At 73.3% G+C, this 19588-nt stretch carries 17 protein-coding genes and 1 rRNA gene; 6 read left to right on the forward strand and 12 right to left on the reverse strand.

Annotated features, from left to right (window positions below):
* Window positions 1–427: 427 nt before the first annotated feature.
* The 3 genes from AB0D93_RS39370 to AB0D93_RS39380 all read left to right on the forward strand — a co-directional run bounded on the left by AB0D93_RS39370 (window position 428) and on the right by AB0D93_RS39380 (window position 5416).
* Window positions 428–2230 (forward strand): glycoside hydrolase family 15 protein, encoded by a 1803-nt coding sequence (locus AB0D93_RS39370; protein WP_362130891.1) that lies wholly within the window; start codon window positions 428–430, stop codon window positions 2228–2230.
* 133 nt (window positions 2231–2363) lie between these two features.
* A complete protein-coding gene (locus tag AB0D93_RS39375) occupies window positions 2364–3725 on the forward strand; it encodes an FAD-binding oxidoreductase (protein ID WP_362130848.1) in 1362 nt (453 codons plus the stop codon).
* A 44-nt stretch (window positions 3726–3769) separates the two neighbouring features.
* Complete coding sequence (locus AB0D93_RS39380) at window positions 3770–5416, forward strand: PucR family transcriptional regulator (RefSeq protein WP_362130850.1); 1647 nt, start codon at window positions 3770–3772, stop codon at window positions 5414–5416.
* Between the two features lie 51 nt (window positions 5417–5467).
* Here the strand turns inward: AB0D93_RS39380 and AB0D93_RS39385 are convergent, their stop codons facing one another.
* From AB0D93_RS39385 to AB0D93_RS39410, 6 genes are all read right to left on the reverse strand, one after another.
* Window positions 5468–6604, reverse strand: a complete 1137-nt coding sequence (locus AB0D93_RS39385; protein ID WP_362130853.1) for a glycosyltransferase family 4 protein — start codon at window positions 6602–6604, stop codon at window positions 5468–5470.
* A gap of 267 nt (window positions 6605–6871) precedes the next feature.
* Complete coding sequence (locus AB0D93_RS39390; protein WP_362130856.1) at window positions 6872–7621, reverse strand: hypothetical protein; 750 nt, start codon at window positions 7619–7621, stop codon at window positions 6872–6874.
* 50 nt (window positions 7622–7671) lie between these two features.
* The gene (gene recN / locus AB0D93_RS39395; protein ID WP_362130859.1) at window positions 7672–9414 is read right to left on the reverse strand and encodes a DNA repair protein RecN; all 1743 of its coding nucleotides are present in this window, start codon (window positions 9412–9414) and stop codon (window positions 7672–7674) included.
* A gap of 39 nt (window positions 9415–9453) precedes the next feature.
* Window positions 9454–10371 (reverse strand): NAD kinase, encoded by a 918-nt coding sequence (locus AB0D93_RS39400; protein ID WP_362130863.1) that lies wholly within the window; start codon window positions 10369–10371, stop codon window positions 9454–9456.
* Window positions 10368–11183: a TlyA family RNA methyltransferase gene (locus AB0D93_RS39405; protein ID WP_362130866.1), complete on the reverse strand. Its 816-nt coding sequence runs from the start codon at window positions 11181–11183 to the stop codon at window positions 10368–10370. The genes AB0D93_RS39400 and AB0D93_RS39405 overlap by 4 nt, the downstream gene beginning before the upstream one ends.
* Window positions 11184–11190: 7 nt before the next feature.
* Window positions 11191–11502 (reverse strand): hypothetical protein, encoded by a 312-nt coding sequence (locus tag AB0D93_RS39410; protein WP_362130869.1) that lies wholly within the window; start codon window positions 11500–11502, stop codon window positions 11191–11193.
* A gap of 42 nt (window positions 11503–11544) precedes the next feature.
* On the opposite strand from AB0D93_RS39410, the gene AB0D93_RS39415 reads away from it, so the two are divergent.
* Window positions 11545–11892, forward strand: coding sequence for an SCP2 sterol-binding domain-containing protein (locus AB0D93_RS39415; protein ID WP_362130873.1), 348 nt, complete (start codon window positions 11545–11547; stop codon window positions 11890–11892).
* Here the strand turns inward: AB0D93_RS39415 and AB0D93_RS39420 are convergent.
* From AB0D93_RS39420 to AB0D93_RS39435, 4 genes are read right to left on the reverse strand one after another with little or no spacing between them, the layout of a single operon-like run.
* The gene (locus tag AB0D93_RS39420) at window positions 11876–12724 is read right to left on the reverse strand and encodes an ABC transporter ATP-binding protein (protein ID WP_362130876.1); all 849 of its coding nucleotides are present in this window, start codon (window positions 12722–12724) and stop codon (window positions 11876–11878) included. The genes AB0D93_RS39415 and AB0D93_RS39420 overlap by 17 nt on opposite strands.
* Window positions 12721–13752, reverse strand: a complete 1032-nt coding sequence (locus AB0D93_RS39425; RefSeq protein WP_362130894.1) for an iron chelate uptake ABC transporter family permease subunit — start codon at window positions 13750–13752, stop codon at window positions 12721–12723. The genes AB0D93_RS39420 and AB0D93_RS39425 overlap by 4 nt, the downstream gene beginning before the upstream one ends.
* 11 nt (window positions 13753–13763) lie before the next feature.
* The gene (locus AB0D93_RS39430; protein ID WP_362130879.1) at window positions 13764–14807 is read right to left on the reverse strand and encodes an iron chelate uptake ABC transporter family permease subunit; all 1044 of its coding nucleotides are present in this window, start codon (window positions 14805–14807) and stop codon (window positions 13764–13766) included.
* Window positions 14808–14861: 54 nt separating this feature from the next.
* On the reverse strand, window positions 14862–15890 hold the full coding sequence (locus AB0D93_RS39435) for an HAD hydrolase-like protein (protein WP_362130882.1): 1029 nt from the start codon (window positions 15888–15890) through the stop codon (window positions 14862–14864).
* A 73-nt stretch (window positions 15891–15963) separates the two neighbouring features.
* On the opposite strand from AB0D93_RS39435, the gene AB0D93_RS39440 reads away from it, so the two are divergent.
* On the forward strand, window positions 15964–17247 hold the full coding sequence (locus AB0D93_RS39440; protein ID WP_362130885.1) for a DUF1015 domain-containing protein: 1284 nt from the start codon (window positions 15964–15966) through the stop codon (window positions 17245–17247).
* A 77-nt stretch (window positions 17248–17324) separates the two neighbouring features.
* Here the strand turns inward: AB0D93_RS39440 and AB0D93_RS39445 are convergent, their stop codons facing one another.
* Entirely contained in the window at window positions 17325–18056 is a 732-nt protein-coding gene (locus AB0D93_RS39445; RefSeq protein ID WP_362130897.1) for a hypothetical protein, read from the reverse strand.
* Between the two features lie 291 nt (window positions 18057–18347).
* On the opposite strand from AB0D93_RS39445, the gene AB0D93_RS39450 reads away from it, so the two are divergent.
* Window positions 18348–19262: a hypothetical protein gene (locus AB0D93_RS39450; RefSeq protein ID WP_362130901.1), complete on the forward strand. Its 915-nt coding sequence runs from the start codon at window positions 18348–18350 to the stop codon at window positions 19260–19262.
* 32 nt (window positions 19263–19294) lie between these two features.
* Here the strand turns inward: AB0D93_RS39450 and rrf are convergent.
* Window positions 19295–19411: ribosomal RNA gene (rrf, locus tag AB0D93_RS39455) — 5S ribosomal RNA — on the reverse strand.
* Window positions 19412–19588 lie beyond the last annotated feature (177 nt).

The raw sequence follows: 19588 nt of genomic DNA on the forward strand, positions 1-19588 counted from the left end.
TGCGGTTCGGGGGTTTCGGGCCCACCGGTCCACGGGCTACCAGGGTATCAGCGCCTGGACGAGATGGCTTCCGGCCACGCTCCGCCATCGCGCGAGCACAGGCACGCACACGTCACATGGTCATCACCTGCTGCTCACCCGTTCGGCCCACACGGGTTGCCCGGAGCGGCACGCAGATCATCTACGTGCGTCGTATCCTGCTCGGACACTCGCTGCCGAGCCCGGCCGGAACGACGGCACACCCCCGCCAGCACCACCCGGAACAACGTGAGCGCGGCAGTTCGTTGGGCAAAGACTGTCGTGTTGCCTTACGTAACGGCGGGCTGCTTTGCTTCACCGCTCAACGACGCACAACAACGACCCCTTGACCGCACTAGCGACAGCCCCCCTGCGCGGGGGTGACGTGGCCGTTCGACTGGAGTTGCACGTGGCCGGGCGCATCGAAGACTACGCACTCATCGGAGACATGCAGACCGCAGCGCTGGTCTGCCGGGACGGCACGGTGGACTGGCTGTGCCTGCCCCGCTTCGACTCGCATGCCATCTTCGCCGGCCTGCTGGGCACCGAGGAGCACGGCTTCTGGCGGCTGGGCCCGGCCCACGCCGCCGACGCCCAGCCGCCCACGGCCGCCCGGCGCAGCTACCGCGGCGACTCGCTGGTCCTGGAGTCCGAGTGGGACACCCCGCGCGGCACGGTCCGCGTGACCGATTTCATGCCCCCGCGTGCGGGCGCGCCGCAGCTGATCAGGATCGTGGAGGGCGTCACCGGCCGGGTCCCGATGCGCTCGGCCCTGCGGATGCGGTTCTCCTACGGCCGGGTCGTGCCCTGGGTGCACAAGCACGAGGGCCGTACGGTGGCGGTCGCCGGGCCGGACTCGGTGTGGTTCGACACGGAGGCGGAGACCTACGGAAAGTCGCTGACCACGTACGCCGACTTCACCGTCGCCCCGGGGGAACGGATCGCGTTCACCATCTCCTGGCGGGCCTCGCACAAGGAGCCGCCGCCGCTGCCGGAGCCGGAGGCCTCGCTGGAGGCGACGGAGGACTTCTGGCGCGAGTGGGTCGAGCACTGCACGTACCACGGGCCGTACCGGGAGGCGGTGATCCGCTCCCTGATCACTCTCAAGGCGCTGACGTACGCGCCCACGGGCGGCATCGTCGCGGCCCCCACCACCTCCCTGCCGGAGGACATCGGCGGCGTCCGCAACTGGGACTACCGCTACACCTGGCTGCGCGACGCCGCGATCACCCTGTCGTCGCTGCTGCGCACCGGCTACCGCGACGAGGCCCGCGCCTGGCGCGAATGGCTGCTGCGCGCCGTCGCCGGCGACCCGGAGAACCTGCAGATCATGTACGGCATCGCGGGCGAGCGCGAGCTGGGCGAGGCCGAGCTGGACTGGCTGCCGGGCTACGAGAACTCGGCTCCGGTCCGGGTGGGCAACGGCGCCGCGCACCAGCTCCAGCTGGACGTGTACGGCGAGGTCACCGAGGCCCTGCATCTGGCGCACATGACGGGCCTGGCCCGCAGCGACTACGCCTCCCTCCTCCAGCTGAAGCTGATCCGCTACCTGGAGGACCACTGGCAGGAGCCGGACGAGGGCATCTGGGAGGTGCGCGGACCCCGCCGGCACTTCGTGCACTCGAAGGTGATGGCCTGGGTCGCGGTGGACCGCACGATCAAGCTGATCGAGTCCGGTGACGTGGACGGCCCGCTGGAGCGCTGGAAGGAACTGCGCGACGACATCCACCGGGACGTGTGCGAGAAGGGTTACGACAAGGAACGCAACACCTTCACGCAGTCCTACGGCTCCCAGGAGCTGGACGCCTCGCTGCTGCTGATCCCGCAGATGGGCTTCCTGCCGCCCGACGACAAGCGTGTGATCGGCACGATCGAGGCGATCCAGCGCGAGCTGTCCACGCCGGACGGGTTCATCCTGCGCTACCCGACGGAGGGCGACCACGCGGGCGTGGACGGCCTGCCCGGTGACGAGGGCGCCTTCCTGGCCTGCTCCTTCTGGATGGCCGACGACCTGGCGATGATCGGCCGCGTGGACGAGGCCCGCAAGCTGTTCGAGAAGCTCCTCGCGCTGCGCAACGACCTGGGCCTGCTCGCCGAGGAGTGGGACCCGCGCCTGCAGCGCCAGGTCGGCAACTTCCCGCAGGCCTTCAGCCACGTGCCCCTGATCGACACCGCCCTGCGGCTGACGGCCTCGGGGGCGTACGGCGGCTGAGGGCTCCGCCCGGTGGCCGGCAAGCCGGTCGTCCGCGGGTCCGTCATGGCTGGCCGCGCAGTTCCCCGCGCTCCTTCGGGACGCTCACGCCTAGGCTGGGAACACGCACCCCCTTCCGGAAAGGGGCCCGGCCATGGCTCCCCCTTCGAAGGCGCGCACGGCTCTCGCCGCGCTGCGGGAGGAGCTGGCCGGGGAGGTGTTCGCCCCGGGCGACGCGGGTTACGACGACGCCCGTACGGCCTTCAACGTGATGATCGACCGGCGCCCGGCGGCCGTCGCCCAGTGCGCGAACGTGACCGATGTCGTCCGGGCCGTGCGCTTCGCGCGGGAGCTCGATCTGAAGATCGCGGTGCGTGGCGGCGGGCAGGGCATGGCCTCGGCGGCGCTCGGCCACGGCGCGCTCGTGGTGGACCTGCGCCGGATGCACGGGGTGACCGTCGACCCGGCGGCCGAGGCGGTGCGGATCGAGGGCGGCGCCACCACGAGCCACCTGGACCGAGCCACCCGGCCGTACGGCCTCGCGACCACCGGCGCCCGGACCTCGGCCACCGGGGTCGCCGGGTACGTCCTGGGCGGCGGCACCGGCTGGCTGGACCGCGCCTTCGGTCTCGGCGTCGACAACCTCATCGGTGTCGAGCTGGTGACCGCCGACGCCGAGCGGATGCACGCCAACGCCGACGAGAATCCCGAGCTGTTCTGGGCACTGCACGGCGGGGACGGCAACTTCGGCATAGCCACCGCGCTCACCCTGGAGCTGCACGAACTGCCGGAGTTCTCCGCCGCGCTGCTGCTGTGCCCGCCGGAGTCCGGCCCGGACGTGGTCCGCGCCTTCCGCGAGGTCATCCGCAGCGGTCCGGACGAGGTGGGCGGCGCCGTGCTGTACCTGACCGGTCCGCCGGCTCCGTTCACGCTCCTGTGCGGTGCTTTGCTGACGTACGTGGGCGGCGAGGCCGGTCTGCGCGAGCTCGCCGGGCCGCTGCTGGCGCTGCCCCACGAGACGGAGGTCGTCGGTGCCCTGCCGTACCCGGATGTGCAGTGCATGCTGGACCCGTCGTCCGGCCTGCGCAGCCACTGGTCGGCCGAGTGCCTGACCGGCCTGCCCGACGAACTGGTGGACCTCTTCCGTGCCCGCGCGGCCGGCATGCCCGCATCGAACGGCAGCCGTCACGCTCTCTTCCCGCTGGGCGGTGCGGTCGCCGCCGGTCCCCGCGAGTACCCGGTGGCGTACCGGGACGCGTCCTGGACGGTGCACCCCTTCGCCTGCTGGACGGACGCGGCCGACGACGAGCGGGCGACGGCCTGGGTCCGGGACGCCTGCGCCGACGTACGGCCCTGGAGTACCGGTTCCGTCTGCCTCGACCTCGTCGGCGACGAGGGCCCCGAGCGCGTCCGGGCGGGCCTGGGCGCCGGCAGGCTGCTGCGGCTGGAGAAGGTGAAGCGGCGCTGGGACCCCGACAACGTCTTCCGCTTCAACCACAACGTCGCACCGGTGTGACCCGGAGCTGTCCTGCGGGCGTTCACGCAGGTAGCGTCCGCTGCATGGACAGCCGCACGGACCACCGATTCGACACCCAGGGCGCCGGGATCACCGTTCAGCGGGCGCTGGAACTGCCCGGCCTGCGCAGCGGGCTGCCGGAGATCGTGGCGGGTGCCGACCGGCTGGGCCGCACGGTGCGCTGGGTGCACGCGGGCGAGGTGCCGAACATCGCCTCGCTGCTCAAGGGCGGCGAACTGCTGCTCACCACCGGCTACGGCCTCGGCACCCGCCCGGCCGAGCAGCGGGCGTTCGTGCGCACCCTCGCCGAGCGCGGGATCGCCGCCCTGGTGGTGGAGCTGGGCCCGCGGTTCACCCGGCTGCCCGCCGCCCTCGTGGACACCGCGCGTGCCGCCGGGCTGCCGCTGGTCCAGCTGCACCGCGAGGTGCCGTTCGTGACGGTGACCGAGGAGATCCACACCGAGATCGTCAACGGCCACTACGCCCTGCTCCAGCGGGCCGAGGAAGTTCACCGGCGCTGCACCGAGGCGCTGCTGGGCGGTGGTGGGGTGCCGCAGGTGCTGGGCATCCTGGCGGACTTCAGCGGCAACCCGGTGTTCCTGGAGACGGCCGACGGCCGCCTGTTGTACGCCGCCGGGGAAGGGCCCGAGGGCGCGGACCCCCTTCAGGTGTGGGAAGGGCTGCGCGGCCCGCACAAGGACGCCCCGCCGCCCGCCGGTTCGGTGCTGGTGGACGTGCCCGGCGGTGGGCCGGGGACTGCTGGTGCCGTGCGGGCCCGCCTGGTCCTGCTGCCGGTCCGCGCACCGCTGGCCCCGGTGCACCGGATCGCCGCCGAGCGGGCCGCGGGCATCCTGGCCGTGGTGCTGATGCAGGCCCGGCAGGAGGAGGAGCTGGCGGCCCGCGGACGCGGTGACTTCCTCACCGATCTCGCCGAGGGCCGGATCACCGCGGAGGACGCCCCGGCACAGGCCCGGGTCCTCGGGTTCAAGCCCGGCGAGAGCCCGCTGCTGCCCGTGGTGATGCGGATCGGGGACTCCCTCTCCCCCGGCGGGGGCTGGGCGGTGCTGGCGCGGGCGGTCTCCGAGGAACTGGTCGCGGTCGGGGTACCGGTGCTGCTGGGCGTACGGCCGGTGGAGGGCCGGGTGCTGGTGCTGCTCGGGCTGCGTTCGGAGTCGGAGCGCTCGGCGGTCGCGGACCGGGTGGCGGCGGCGCTGCGCGCGGGCGTGGAGCGCGCCGGGATGCGCCGGCCCGGCTCGCCGCCACCGGTCGTGGTCGTCGGGGTCGCGGGCGGCTGGGCGGCGGCGTCGGCCGGGCTGCGGCACGCGGCGGAGACGGCGACGGCGGCCCAGGGCCTGTCCGACCGGCCCTGGTACGACGCCCGCCGGCTCGACATCGACCTGCTGCTGTGGCGGCTGCGCGACCACCCGGACCTGGCAGCGTTCGTGGACCGGGCGATCGGCCCGCTGCGCGACCACGACAACCGGTCCAAGCCACCGCTGCTGCCCACCCTGCAGACGTATCTGGCGCACGCCGGCCGCAAGGCGGAGACGGCCCGTGAGCTGCACCTCAACCGCCAGACCCTCTACAACAGGCTCGCCCGCATCGGGGAGTTGCTGGGCACCGACCTCGACGACCCGCAGACGGTCCTGGCGTTGAGCCTGGCTCTGCGCGCACGCCGCCACGTTCCCTAGGCGAGCGGCCCTGGGCGAGAGGCCCTGGGCGAGAGGCCCTGGGCGAGGGACCTAGGCGAGGGGCCGGGGCTGGGTCAACTCGTCGTAGACGCTGAGCACTTGGGCGACCGTCTCGTCCTCGCTCGGCCAGGACGCGGACTGCCGGGCTCCCGCCTCGCGCAGTTCCTCCCGGCGCCCCGGATCCGCGAGGAGCCGTACGACGGTGTCCGCGAGCGCCTGCGGGTCGCCGTACGGGACGAGTTCGGCCGCGTCGCCGACGAGGTCGGGGATGCCGCCGACCCGGGTCGCGACGAGCGGCACGCGCGCGTACAGCGCCTCCTGGGCGAGGACGGAACGGGACTCCCAACTGCTCGTCAGCAGGGCCACGTCGGCGGCGGCGAGCAGTTCGGGCGCGTCCTCGCGGCGGCCGATGAGCCGCACCGGCAGTTCCTCGTCCTCGATCCGCCGCTGCAGCACCGCCCGCAGTGGTCCTTCCCCGGCGACGACGACCAGCGGCACGGGGTCCAGGTCCCGCCAGGCGCGGGCCGCGTCGAGCAGGACCTCGTAGCCGCGGTGCCGGTCGAGGGAGCCGACCGCGATGAGCAACGGGCGGCCGGTGGCGCCGAGTTCGGCGCGAACCTTGGGGCGCATCCGGTCGGGGTCGTCGAGGACGACGGGCCGCCGCTGCCCGGGCAGGCCGACGGCGGCGAGCCGGGCGTCCCGCGCCCCCGTGTCCCGGGCCCGGTCCACCAGGTCGGAGGTGGTGCCGAGGACCACGGCCGCGGTGCGCATCACCCTCCGCTCCAGCATCCGCAGCAGATGCGCCCGCGGTCCCTCCGCCTGGGCCCGGTCGTGCCAGGTGACCACCAGCGGGGTGCGCCGGCCGCCGAGGGCGAGGACGGTCCGGAAGGAGGCGTGCAGCCCGTGCGCGTGCACCAGGTCGGCGTTGGCGCAGGCGGTGCGCAGCGCGGCCACCGAGACGGGGTCGCTGCTGCGCGGCACGTGCACGTGCTCGGCACCGGTGCCGGTGAAGTCGTAGGCGCGGTCGGCCTCGACGGGGGCGCAGACCGTGACCCGCACGCCCCTCGCCACGAGCCCCTCGGCCAGCGAGCGCACGTGCGCGCTGCTGCCGGCGTTGCCTCCGCCCAGCACCTGCACGGTGCGCAGCGGCGACTGGCCGTGCGGTGCGTTGCTGCTCAGGGGGCTCACGGGGCCGGGGCTCCTGGTTCGGCGTGGGCGGTCACGAGGAAACGTACAGAAGGTAGCGGGCTCAGGGGGGGCGGAAGGACATACCCCGCGCGCCTGCCGCGCGGACCGTGTGCCCTCAAGCATGCCAGGGGGAACCACCATTGCGGGAAATCCGGAGGGCGCACTGTGCGGTGGGCCGGGGCAATGCGCCGGAGCACGTCACCCACACGGGGGAAGGGAACCTGGCCGGGTGAACGCCCTCGGACCACGTCCGGCGAGGTCAGACGCTCACCGCGAGCGCGCCCACGCGGTCACCCGGTCCCCGTACCCGGCGGCGGCCACGATCGCGACGGCGTGCGCGAGCAGCCCCGCGCGCCGGTTGCACGCCACCACGGCCGCCCCCAGCGCGGCGCCGAGCGCGTGCGCCCCCGTGTCCCCGATCATCACGCGCTCCCCGAGGTCCTCGGGCAGGACGGCCGCGGCGGCGCCCATCGCCGCGGCCGACAGTTCCGCCCCCGGGCCCTCGCGCAGCAGCCCCGGCGTACCGAGCGCGAGCACCGCACCCGCGGCCCGGCCCGGCCGGACGTCCACGAGGTTGACGAAGTGCGCGGCACCGGCGATCACGACTCCTGCGAGCAGCTTGTCCGGCACCCGCTCCTTCATCAGCGCGCCCGCGACCAGCCCGGCGGCCGAGATCCCGAACAACTTCACGGACCCGCTGGTGACTTCACCCTCCCGCAGCGCCCGCAGATGCGCACGCAGCCCACGCCGGCCGTCCCCGGCGACGTCGTCGTACGCCCCGCAGGCACCGGCGGCGAGCACGGCGGCACCGGCGGCGGGGTGCACCCGGGCGGCCGCCAGCGCCACGCCGACGGCGCAGGCGGGTCCGGCGTACAGTTCGACGGTCCGCCCGGCGTAGTTCTTCCGCTCCCAGCGCTCCCGCCCGCCGGGCGCCGCCCTGCGCAGCATCGCCGCTCCGGCCCGCGTCACCCCGGCCGCCAGGGCGAACCCGCTCTTCCTTCCGCCACGCCTGATCATCCGCTCACTGTAGATGCCCGTCTCGCAGCAGTCCGACGGGCGTCTGCTCCCTACAGGTCCGCCCGGGCCGTCGCCAGGAGTTCCTCGGCGTGGGCGCGGGCCGTCTCGGAGTCCTCCTGGCCGGCCAGCATGCGGGACAGCTCGCGGATGCGCTCCTCGCCCTCCAGGACCTTCACGCCGGAGCGGGTGACGGACCCGTCGTTGGTCTTCTCGACCAGCAGCTGCCGGTCGGCGAACGCGGCCACCTGGGGCAGGTGGGTGACCACGACGACCTGCGCGGTCCTGGCGAGCTTCGCCAGCCGCCGCCCGATTTCGACCGCGGCCTTGCCGCCGACGCCCGCGTCGACCTCGTCGAAGAGGTACGTCGGCACGGGATCGGTGCCCGCGAACACGACCTCCACGGCGAGCATCACGCGGGACAGCTCACCGCCGGACGCGCCCTTGGCGATGGGCCGCGGCGGCGCGCCCGGGTGCGGGGCGAGCAGCAGCTCGACCTCGTCCACGCCCGCCGGGCCGTACGCGACCGTACGCCCGCCGACCTCGACGCCCTCCGGGTCCTCGGTCTGCCGGATGGCGAAGGACACGCGCGCGTGGGGCATCGCCAGCGAGGCCAGCTCGGCCGTCACTGCGGCGGCGAACCGCTCGGCGGCCTCGGCCCGCGCGTCCGTCAACGCCTGGGCCAGCCCGCCCAGTTCGGTGCGCAGCGCGTCCCGCTCGGCGGTCAGCTCCCCGGTGCGCTCGTCGTCGCCCTCCAGCTCGGCCAGGCGCGCGGCACTGTGCTCGGCCCAGGCGAGGACGGAGTTGACGTCCTCGCCGTACTTGCGCGTCAGCGCGGTCAGCGCGGCCCGGCGCTCCTCCACGGCGGCCAGCCGCAGCGGGTCGGCGTCCAGGTCGTCCGCGTATCCGGCCAGCTCACCGGCCACGTCACCGAGCAGGATCCCGATCTCCCCGATCCGGTCGGCGAGCGAGGCCAGCGCCGGGTCGTGCGAGCGTACGGCCTCCAGCGCCCGGTGGGCGCCCGCGACGAGCGTCGAGGCGTCGATCCCCTCGGGGTCCTCGGGATTGCCCGCGAGAGCGGCGTGCGCGGCCGTGGCGGCGGAGGACAGCGCCTCGGCGTGCCCCAGCCGCTCCGCCTCCTCGGCCAGTTCGGCGTCCTCCCCGGCGCGCGGCTCGACGGCGGCGATCTCCTCCAGCCCGTACCGCAGCATGTCGGCTTCCTGCGCCCGCTCACGCGCGCGCGTGGTGATCTCCTCCAGCTCGGCGGAGACGGCCCGCAGCCGCCGGTAGGCCTCGGCGTACTTGGCGAGCGGTACCGCGACCGCGTCGCCGGCGTACCGGTCCAGGGCCTGTCGCTGCCGGGACAGCTTCAGCAGCCCCTGCTGGTCGGTCTGCCCGTGCACGGCCACCAGGTCGTCGGCCAGTTCGGCGAGCAGCCCCACGGGCACGCTGCGCCCGCCCAGGTGGGCCCGCGAGCGCCCCTCGGCGGAAACGGTACGGCTGATCAGCAGGGCCCCGTCGTCGAGCTCGGCCCCGGCCTCCTCGGCGCGTACGGCGGCGGAGCCGTCCGCGGGTACGGTGACCCGCCCTTCCACGACCGCCTTCCCGGCCCCGATCCGCACGAGCGCCGGGTCCGCCCGCCCACCGAGCAGCAGCCCCAGGCTGGTGACCACCATGGTCTTGCCCGCACCCGTCTCACCGGTGACGGCGGTGAACCCCGGCGACAACTCGACGACGGCATCGTCGATGACCCCGAGCGACCGTATCCGCATCTCCTCCAACACGGAACAGACCATACGAGGTCCGGGCCGGGGAGTGCACACGGCCCGCCATTGTCACTCCGCCGAGTGGTGCGGCGCCCCCCGCCACCCGGTGGTCGGCAACGCGAACTTCGCGACAATCCGGTCCGTGAACGACGAATGATGCAGCCGAGCGAGCCGCACCGGCACGGCCCCCCGCCGGACCTCCACCCGTGCCCCCGGCGGCAACTCGACGGTCCGCCGCCCGTCACACCACAGCACACCCGGCGGGATGTGCGGCAGGACCTCCACCGCGAGCACGGAATCCGGTGACGTCACCAACGGCTTCGCGAACAGCGCGTGCGCACTGATCGGCACCATCAGCAGCGCCTCGACCTCGGGCCACACCACAGGGCCCCCGGCGGAGAACGCGTACGCCGTGGACCCGGTCGGCGTGGACAGCACGACCCCGTCGCAGCCGAACCCCGTCACCGGGCGGCCGTCGATCTCCAGCACGACTTCCAGCAGCTTCTCGGCGCCGGCCTTCTGCACGGCCGCCTCGTTCAGCGCCCAGTCGGTGTGCACGATGTCCCCGTTGCGGTGCACCACGACGTCGACGGTCATCCGCTCCTCGACCTCGTAGGACCGCGCCACCACCCGGTCGACCACCCGGTCGAGGTCGTCCCGCTCGGCCTCCGCGAGGAACCCCACCCGCCCGAGGTTGACCCCGAGCATCGGCACCCCGGAGGCGCGGGCGAACTCGGCCCCCCGCAGCAGCGTGCCGTCGCCGCCGAGCACGATCAGCAGCTCGCACCCGTCGAGGCACTGCGGAGTGGCCTCCTTGACCAGCTGCACCTCGTCCGGCAGCGGCAGGTCGCGCGCCTCCTCCTCCAGCACCCGCACCCCGATGTCATGCCGCAGCAGCCCCTTGACGACGAGTTCCGCACTGCGGATCGCCGCGGGCCGCCCGGTGTGGGCGAGCAGGAAAACAGTACGCGCCAGGTTCTGTGTCAACGCGGCCCCTCCGCCACTGCACGGTCGACGTCGGCCGGGTCCACCTGGGGTGCCCCCGCCCGCAGCCAGAGAAAGTACTCGACGTTCCCCGAGGGCCCGGGCAGCGGGCTGGCGGTGACCGACTGCACCCCGAGCCCCAGCTCCCAGGCCTTCTCGGCCACTCCCCGCACGGCCTCCGCCCGCAGCTGCGGACTCCGTACGACACCCCCGCTGCCGAGCCGCTCCTTGCCCACCTCGAACTGCGGCTTGACCATCATCACCAGGTCGGCGTCCGGCTTCACGCACCGCTTCAGGGCCGGCAGCACCAGCCCGAGCGGGATGAAGGACAGATCGCCCACGACAAGATCCACAGGTTCCCCATCGATCGCCTCGAGCGTCAACTCGCGTACGTTCGTACGGTCCTTGACGGTGACGCGTTCATCGTTGCGCAGAGACCAGGCGAGCTGTCCGTATCCGACGTCCACGGCGACGACGTGCGCGGCGCCCGCGCGCAGCAGGACGTCGGTGAAGCCGCCCGTGGACGCACCGGCGTCCAGCGCGCGCCGGCCCTCGACCACCAGCCCCTGCGGGACGAAGGCCGCGAGCGCGCCGGCGAGTTTGTGCCCGCCGCGGGAGACGTAGTCGGGGTCGCCGTGGTCGGCCTGGACCACGATCGCCGCGGCGGTCTCCACCTGGGTGGCCGGCTTGGTCGCCACGGTCTTGCCGACGGTGACCCGCCCGGCGGCGATCAGCTGGCTGGCGTGCTCGCGCGAGCGCGCGAGCTTCCGGCGGACCAGCTCCGCGTCCAGGCGGCGACGTGCGACTCCTGCCACGTTCGGTTCAGCTCCTGCTCTGGTGGTACGCCGGTGAGGGCGCCTGTCGGTGCGAAGGCGGGGGCGCCGGAGGTCCCGGGCGGGCGTCGAGCGCGGTGAGCGCGTCGCGCAGCCCCCGGTGTACATCCTCGTACACCTCGAGATGGCCGTCGGTGGCGAGGTGGTCGGCGTCGGCCAGCCGCTCCAGCCCGTCGTCGACCTCGGCGTTGCCGGTGGGGGTGCGCGGGACGTTCAGGGGGGCGGGCGCGGCGGGGTCGTACGCCTGAAGTGCCTCCACCGCCTCCGCCGGGATCTCCGTCTCCGGAACCGAGTCGCTCATGCCCCGACGCTACCCCGAACCGCTGGGGTACCGTCGGGGGCGATGGCGACGATCGAGGAGTGCCGCACCGCGCTGGGGAAGCTTTCGGACAACATGCAGGGCGCCGAGGGCGATGTCCGCGCGGCCGCCGCCCTGGACCGCTCGGTCAGCTGCCACATCACCGATCTGGACGTCACCTTCACCGGCCGGATGACGGGCGGCCGGATCGAGGTGGACGACACCCACCCCGGCCCGCCGCGGGAGAAGGCGCAGATCAGGCTCGCCATGGCCGGGGACGACCTGGTGGCCCTGGTGGACGGCGAGCTGAACTTCGCGACCGCCTGGGGCAGGGGGCGGGTGCGGCTGGAGGCGAGCCTGCTGGACCTGTTCCGGCTCAGGAAGCTGCTGTGACCTTCTCCGACCGTGCCTTGCGCGCCGCCGGCACGACGAGCGGGGTGCCGGTCTCCGGGTCGTCGACGACCTGACAACGCAGCCCGAAGACCTGCTCCACCAGCTCGGCCGTGACGATGTCGTCCGGGGCGCCCTCGGCGATCACCTCGCCGCCGCGCAGGGCGATGAGGTGGGTGGCGTAGCGGGCGGCGTGGTTGAGGTCGTGCAGGACGGCGACCAGGGTGCGGCCCTGGGTCTCGTGCAGCTCGGCGCACAGGTCGAGGACGTCGATCTGGTGCTGGATGTCGAGGTAGGTGGTCGGCTCGTCCAGGAGCAGCAGCGGCGTCTGCTGGGCGAGTGCCATCGCGATCCACACCCGCTGCCGCTGCCCGCCGGACAACTCGTCGACGTACCGGTCGGCGAGCTCGGCGACCCCGGTCTGCCGCATCGACTCCTGTACGACCCGCTCGTCCTCCCGCGACCACTGGCGCAGCAGGCCCTGGTGCGGGTAGCGGCCGCGGCCGACCAGGTCGGTGACGGTGATGCCGTCCGGCGCGACGGACGACTGCGGCAGCAGGCCGAGGGTGCGGGCGACCTTCTTCGCGGGCATCGACTGGATGACCTGACCGTCCAGCAGCACCCGGCCCTGGCTCGGCCTGAGCATCCGCGACAGCGCCCGCAGCAGGGTCGACTTGCCGCACGCGTTCGGGCCGACGATCACCGTGAAGGAGTGGTCGGGGATCTCCACCGACAACTGCTCGGCGATCACGCGCTGGTCGTAGGCGAGGGTGACGTTCTCGGCGGACAGGCGGTTCACGGTGCTCCCAGTCGTGTTCGTGTCGGTGCCCCTCATATCCGGCCCGCCCTGCGCTCGGCGACCAGCAGCCACAGCAGATAGCCACCGCCGAGGACGCCGGTGACCACGCCGACGGGCAGTTGGTCGGCGCCGAAGGCACGCTGTGCGGCCCAGTCGGCGGCGACCAGCAGGGCGGCGCCCATGCAGAGCGAGGGCACCAGGTTCGGGCCGGGCGAGCGGGTCAGCCGGCGGGCGAGCTGCGGCGCCGTCAGCGCGACGAAGCTGACGGGTCCGGCGGCCGCGGTGGCGGCCGCGACGAGCAGCACGGCGCAGACCATCAGCACCAGCCGGACGCGCTGCACGGGCACCCCGAGGGCGAACGCGACGTCGTCGCCCATCTCCATCATCCGCAGGCCGCGCGCGTGGGCGAGGACCAGCGGGACGAGGACGGCGCACAGCGCGAGCAGCGGCCAGACCTGGTCCCAGTCCCGGCCGTTCAGCGAACCGGTCATCCACACGACCGCGCGGGCCGCGTCGACCAGGTCGGCCTTGGTGAGCAGATAGCCGTTGACCGCGGTGGCGATGGCGGAGACACCGATACCGACCAGGACGAGCCGGTATCCGTGCACCCCCTGCTTCCAGGCCAGCAGATGGATACCGAGCCCGGTCACCAGGCCGCCGATCAGCGCACCGACGGTGACCTGCGCGGTGCTGCCGGACATCAGCACGATGACGACCAGCGCGCCGGCCGTCGAGCCCTGCGACAGGCCCAGCACGTCCGGGCTGCCGAGCGGGTTGCGGGAGACGGACTGGAAGAGCGCGCCGCCGAGGCCGAGCGAGGCGCCGACCAGCAGGCCGACCAGCGCCCGCGGCAGCCGCAGCTCGTTGACGATGAAGTCCTGGTACGCGTTGCCGTGGCCGGCGAGTGCGCGCAGCACGTCGGCCACGGGGATCCTCGCGTCGCCGGTGCCGATCAGGGCGACGCCCGCGGCGCAGGCGGCCACCAGCAGCAGGACGACGACGGTCAGGGACCGCGGGTCCAGGCGCACGGAGAGTCCGCCGGGGGTGCGTACGGCCCGGTTCATGGATCGGGTCTTCACAGCTGGGCCGTCCTCCGCCGTCGTACGAGAAAGATGAAGACAGGGCCGCCGATGACCGCGGTGACGATGCCGACCTGGAGTTCCGAGGGGCGGGCCACCACCCGGCCGACGACATCGGCGCCGAGCAGCAGCACGGGCGACAGGACCGCGGCGTACGGCAGGATCCAGCGCAGGTCGGGGCCGGTGAAGGAGCGCACGACGTGCGGGACCATCAGGCCGACGAACACGATCGGGCCGCAGGCCGCGGTCGCGGCACCGCACAGCACGGTGGCCGCCAGCATGGCGAGCGCCCGGGTGCGGCCCAGGTTCGCGCCGAGGGCGCGGGCGGTGTCGTCGCCCATCGCCACCGCGTTCAGCGGCCGGGCCAGCGCGAGCGCCAGGAGCGTGCCGGCCGCGAGGAACGGCAACACCTGCACGACCGTCGAGTCGGTGGCCGAGGCCAGCGAACCCACCGTCCAGAAGCGCATCTTGCTCAGCGCCGCGTCGTCCATGATCATCACGGCCTGGAGGTAGCCGTACAGGGCCGCGCTGATGGCCGTACCGGCGAGCGCGAGCCGCACCGGCGTGGCACCCCGGCCGCCGCCCAGGAACCACACCAGCGCGCCGACCACCGCCGCCCCGAGGAAGGCGAACCACACATAGCCGGTGAGACCGGTGACGCCGAACCAGGTGATGGCCGTGACGACCGCGGCGGAGGCACCCGCGTTGATGCCGAGCAGCCCGGGGTCGGCCAGTGGGTTGCGGGTGAGCGCCTGGAGGACCGCGCCCGCCAGGCCGAGCGCGGCACCGGCGAGCAGGCCCAGGACCGTCCGGGCGAGCCGCTCGTCCACCACGACGTCGCCGTAGGTCCCGGTGTCGTGGAACAGGCCGTGCCAGACCTGGTCCGGTGACAGTGCTTTCGCCCCGATCGCGATGCTCGCCAGGGCGACGAGCACCAGGATCACGGCGGAGAGCAGGAGCCCAAGGGCCCTTGCCGCCCGGCGGGTTGGGGACGCGGGGGCGGTCTCCGCGTGCTGTTCCGGAGGACTGTCGACCAACACGAGGTTAGGTTAGCCTACCCTCGCTCCGGATCTCGATCCCCGGGTGCGTATCCGTCACAGTCCAAGCCGTGCCAGGGCCTTCCCCCCGTCCAGCTCGCACGAGTCCTCCCCGGCCGCCGTCCAGGCCGCCGCGCACAGTGCCCGCAGCCCGTCCAAAGGCGCCCCTTCGCCCTCCAGTTCCAGCCGGTCCGCGCCGGGCGTCGCCGTGAACCCGCCGCAGCGGAAACCCTCCGCCAGCGGGACCACCTCCGGCTGGCCGGTGAGCAGCCCGCGCAGATCCGCGTCGACATACGTCGGCCGGTGCTGCGGCGGTGCCGCGAGCAGCCGGATGCCGTCCGTGACACCGGTCAGCACCAGCAGCGAGTCGACCTCGCCGTTGAAGGCGCCCTCGATGTCCGTGTCCAGCCGGTCCCCGACCACCAGGGGCCGCGTCGCGCCGGTCCGGATGATCGTCTCCCGGTGCATCGGCGGCAGCGGCTTGCCCGCCACCTGCGGCTCCTTGCCCGTCGCGATCCGTACGACCTCCACGGCCGCTCCGTTACCCGGCGCGATCCCGCGCCCACTGGGAATCGTCAGGTCCGTGTTGGACGCGAACCACGGCACCCCGCGCGCGACCGCGTACGACGCCTCCGCGAACCGTCCCCAGGTCAGATCCGGCCCGCCGTACCCCTGCACGACTGCCGCCGGATCGTCGTCCGCCGACTCCACCGGCGTCAGCCCCCGCTCGCGCAGCGCCACCCGAAGCCCCTCGCCGCCGATCACCAGCACCCGCGCCCCGGCCGGCACCTGCTCGCTGATCAGCCGCGCCACGGCCTGCGCGGAGGTGATGACGTCATCCGCGCCCGTCGGTATGCCCAGCTCCGTCAGATGCTCCGCGACGGTGTCGGGCGTCCGCAACGCGTTGTTGGTGACATACGCCAGACGCATCCCGCCCGAGCGGGCCACCGCCAGCGAGTCGACGGCGTGCGCGATCGCGTTCCCGCCCGCGTACACCACCCCGTCCAGATCGAGCAGCGCCGTGTCGTACGCCTCGCTCAGGGGCTGCCCACTGCCCTCGGGCCTCGTCCTGACCGCCTGGCTCATTCCACATCGCTCCTCGTTCGACCGTCTTTCCCCCGATCATCCCGCACGCCACTGACACACGTACGATGCCGGGATGAACACTGCAGGTCACTCGGAAGCAACGGCGCGCCGAGGCCTGGAACTCACCCCGTTCCGCGGCCTTCGCTACGACCCCGACCGGGTCGGCAGCCTCGCCGCCGTCACCTCCCCGCCGTACGACGTCGTCGTACGGCCCGACGGAGTGCACCACCTCCAGTCCGCCGACCCGCACAACATCGTCCGGCTGATCCTGCCCCAGGCCGGCACCCCGAGCGCCCGCAACGAACAGGCGGCCGACACCCTGCGCCGCTGGCTGGACCAGGGCATCCTCACCGCGGACCCGGTACCCGGCCTGTACGTCTACGAGCAGCGCGACGGCGGCGGCATGCTGCAGCGCGGCGTCATCGGCGCGCTGCGGGTCTCGGAGCCGACGGAGGGCGTGGTGCTGCCGCACGAGGACGTCATGGCGCCCGTGGTCGCCGACCGCGCGGCCCTGATGCGCGCCACGCGGGCGAACCTGGAGCCGCTGCTGCTGACCTACCGCGGCGACGGGACGGCGGCCGAGGTCGTCGAACGCACCGCGGAGAAACCCCCGCTGCTGGCCACGACCACCGAGGACGGCTTCCAGCACCGCCTCTGGTCCGTCACCGACCCCGCCGACGTGACCCGCATACAGTCCGACCTCGCCCACCAGCAGGCCCTGATCGCCGACGGCCACCACCGCTGGGCCACCTATCTGCGGCTGCGCGCGGAGCATCCCTCCCCCAGCGCCTGGGACCACGGCCTGGTCCTGCTCGTCGACACCGCCCGCTACCCGTTGCGCGTGCGCGCCATCCACCGACTGCTGCACGGACTGCCGGTCGCGGACGCGCTCGCGGCGGTCCACGGCCTGTTCCGGGTACGGCACCTCGACGCACCGCTGCCCGAGGCGCTGGCGGCGCTGGCGGACGCGTCCTGCGCGGGCAACGCCTTCCTGCTGGCCGGCGACGGCGCCTTCCACCTCCTCGACCGCCCGGACCCGGACCTGCTGGCACGGACGATCCCGGCCGGCCGCCCGGCCGCCTGGCGTTCCCTGGACGCCACGGTCCTGCACTCCACGCTCCTCGAGCACGTCTGGCACATCCCCGAGGACTCCCCCGCCCACATCGCGTACATCCACGACACGGCCGCGACGGTCGCCAAGGCGGAACGCAACGGCGGTACCGCCGTCCTGATGCACCCCGTCCGCGAGGACGTCGTACGCGACCTGGCCCGCCTGGGCGTGACGATGCCCCGCAAGTCGACGTCGTTCGGCCCGAAGCCGGCGTCCGGGCTGGTGCTGCGGGCACTGGAGATCTGAGCCTTTCCGGCCCCGCAATGCGAAAGAGGGCAGGCCCCACAAGGAGCCTGCCCTCCTCCCTTCTCAGCGGCTACGGGTCAGCCCTCGTCGCCGTCCTCGTCCGACGGCTTCTGCGGCTCCTGCTCGCTCTCGTCCAGGGCGTCGACGAACTCCACGCCGTCCAGCTCGGCGAGCCGGTCGGAGGCGTCCGTACTGCCGTCCCGGTCGGCCTCCACGGCCTTCGCGAACCACTCCCGTGCCTCGCCCTCCCGGCCGGCGGCCAGCAGGGCGTCGGCGTAGGCGTACCGCAGGCGCGCGGTCCAGGCCTGGACCGCGTTGGAGGCCAGCTCGGGGCTCTGCAGGGTCACGATGGCGGCGTCCAGCTGGCCCATGTCACGGCGGGCACCGGCAGCGACGAGCCGCATCTCGACCTGACCGGCCTTGTCCAGCTTGTGCACCTCGGCGGCACCGGCCATGTCCAGCGCCTTCTCCGGCCGCCCGAGCCCACGCTCGCAGTCGGCCATCACCGGCCACAGCTCCACGGTGCCGGTCATCCGCCGCGCGGCCCGGAACTCGGCGAGCGCCTCGCTGTACTTCTGGTTGGCGTACGCCGCGAACCCGGCGGCCTCGCGCACGGCCGCCACACGGGACGCCAGGCGCAGGGCCACCCTGGAGTAGCCGTAGGCACCCTCGGGGTCCTCGTCGATGAGCCGGGCGACCATCACCAGGTTCTTGGCGACGTCGTCCGCGAGCGTCTTGGGCAGGCTCTGGAGCTCCTGCCGGACGTCCTTGTCGATCTCCTCGCCGGTGACGTCCTCGGGGATCGGCAGCCGCTTGATCGGCTCCCGGTCCCGGTCGCGTTCGTCACGGAAGCGGCCACCGCCCCGGCGGTCGTCACGCCTGTCGTCACGACGGTCGTCACGCCCACGGAAGCCACCGGGCCGACCACCGCGGTCGTCCCGACGGGGCCCACGGCCACCGCGGTCGTCCCGGCCGCGGAACCCACCACGCTCGCCCCGGTCCCGGTCGTCCCGCCGGAAGCCACCACGGTCACCGCGGTCGCCGCGGGTGTCGTCACGCCTGTCGTCACGGCGGTCGCCGTAGCCGCCGCGGTCACCGCGGTGGTCGTCGCGTCGGCCGTAGCCGCCGCGGTCGTCGTCACGGCGGTAGGACGGCCGGTCACCGCCCCGGTCGTCGCGGCGGAAGCCGCGGTCGTCACGCCGATCGTCCCGGCGCGGCCCACGGTCACGGTCGTCCCGCTGGTACGCCGGACGCGGACCCCGGTCCCCCTCACGACGATCGTCCCGACGGCCGTAACCGCCACGGTCGTCACGACGGAACCCACCCCGGTCATCACGACGGTCATCACGCCTGTCGTCACGACGGTCATCGCGACGGTCGTCCCGCCTGTCGTCACGACGGTCATCGCGCCTGTCGTCACGGCGGAATCCGCCGCGGTCACCGCGGTGGTCGTCGCGTCGGCCGTAGCCGCCGCGGTCGTCGTCACGGCGGTAGGACGGCCGGTCGCCGCCCCGGTCGTCGCGGCGGAAGCCGCGGTCGTCACGCCGGTCGTCCCGGCGCGGCCCACGGTCACGGTCGTCCCGCTGGTACGCCGGACGCGGCCCCCGGTCACCCTCACGACGATCGTCCCGACGGCCGTAACCGCCACGGTCGTCACGACGGAACCCACCCCGGTCATCACGACGGTCATCATGCCTGTCATCACGACGGTCGCCGCGGGTGTCGTCACGCCTGTCGTCACGACGGTCATCGCGCCTGTCGTCACGGCGGAAGCCGCCGCGGTCACCGCGGTGGTCGTCACGCCGGCCGCCGTAACCGCCGCGGTCGTTACGGTCGTTGTCGCGACGGAAGCCGCCCCGGTCACCGCGGTAGCCGCCGCGATCGCCCCGGTCACCACTGTCCCGTCGCCGCTGGTCGCGCTCCGGTCGATCGTCGGGAGAGTTGGTGGACATGGTGACTCCTGTCTTCGGTACCGCAAGCATTGTAAAAACGAAAGGACCCCTGGTCCCAGCTGAACGCTGGTGACCAGGGGTCCTTCCCAAAGATTGTTCGGCGGCGTCCTACTCTCCCACAGGGTCCCCCCTGCAGTACCATCGGCGCTGTGAGGCTTAGCTTCCGGGTTCGAAATGTAACCGGGCGTTTCCCTCACGCTATGACCACCGAAACCCTAATGGTTTCGAGCGAACAAGCACACTCTGTAGTTATGCGTTCTGCTCAAAGCCGGCAACGGTCGTTGCCTCAGAACTAACACAGTGGACGCGAGCAACTGAGGACAAGCCCTCGGCCTATTAGTACCGGTCACCTCCACCAGTTACCTGGCTTCCAGATCCGGCCTATCAAC

It is taken from the genome of Streptomyces sp. NPDC048191 (assembly GCF_040652655.1).
Lineage (GTDB): Bacteria > Actinomycetota > Actinomycetes > Streptomycetales > Streptomycetaceae > Streptomyces.

Coding starts and splice junctions, on each gene's coding strand:
- AB0D93_RS39420 (WP_362130876.1), bottom strand. CDS start 12,724: ATGAGGGGCACCGACACGAACACGACTGGGAGCACCGTGAACCGCCTG.
- AB0D93_RS39425 (WP_362130894.1), bottom strand. CDS start 13,752: ATGAACCGGGCCGTACGCACCCCCGGCGGACTCTCCGTGCGCCTGGAC.
- AB0D93_RS39410 (WP_362130869.1), bottom strand. CDS start 11,502: ATGAGCGACTCGGTTCCGGAGACGGAGATCCCGGCGGAGGCGGTGGAG.
- recN (WP_362130859.1), bottom strand. CDS start 9,414: ATGGTCTGTTCCGTGTTGGAGGAGATGCGGATACGGTCGCTCGGGGTC.
- AB0D93_RS39390 (WP_362130856.1), bottom strand. CDS start 7,621: ATGATCAGGCGTGGCGGAAGGAAGAGCGGGTTCGCCCTGGCGGCCGGG.
- AB0D93_RS39375 (WP_362130848.1), top strand. CDS start 2,364: ATGGCTCCCCCTTCGAAGGCGCGCACGGCTCTCGCCGCGCTGCGGGAG.
- AB0D93_RS39435 (WP_362130882.1), bottom strand. CDS start 15,890: ATGAGCCAGGCGGTCAGGACGAGGCCCGAGGGCAGTGGGCAGCCCCTG.
- AB0D93_RS39380 (WP_362130850.1), top strand. CDS start 3,770: ATGGACAGCCGCACGGACCACCGATTCGACACCCAGGGCGCCGGGATC.
- AB0D93_RS39440 (WP_362130885.1), top strand. CDS start 15,964: ATGAACACTGCAGGTCACTCGGAAGCAACGGCGCGCCGAGGCCTGGAA.
- AB0D93_RS39415 (WP_362130873.1), top strand. CDS start 11,545: ATGGCGACGATCGAGGAGTGCCGCACCGCGCTGGGGAAGCTTTCGGAC.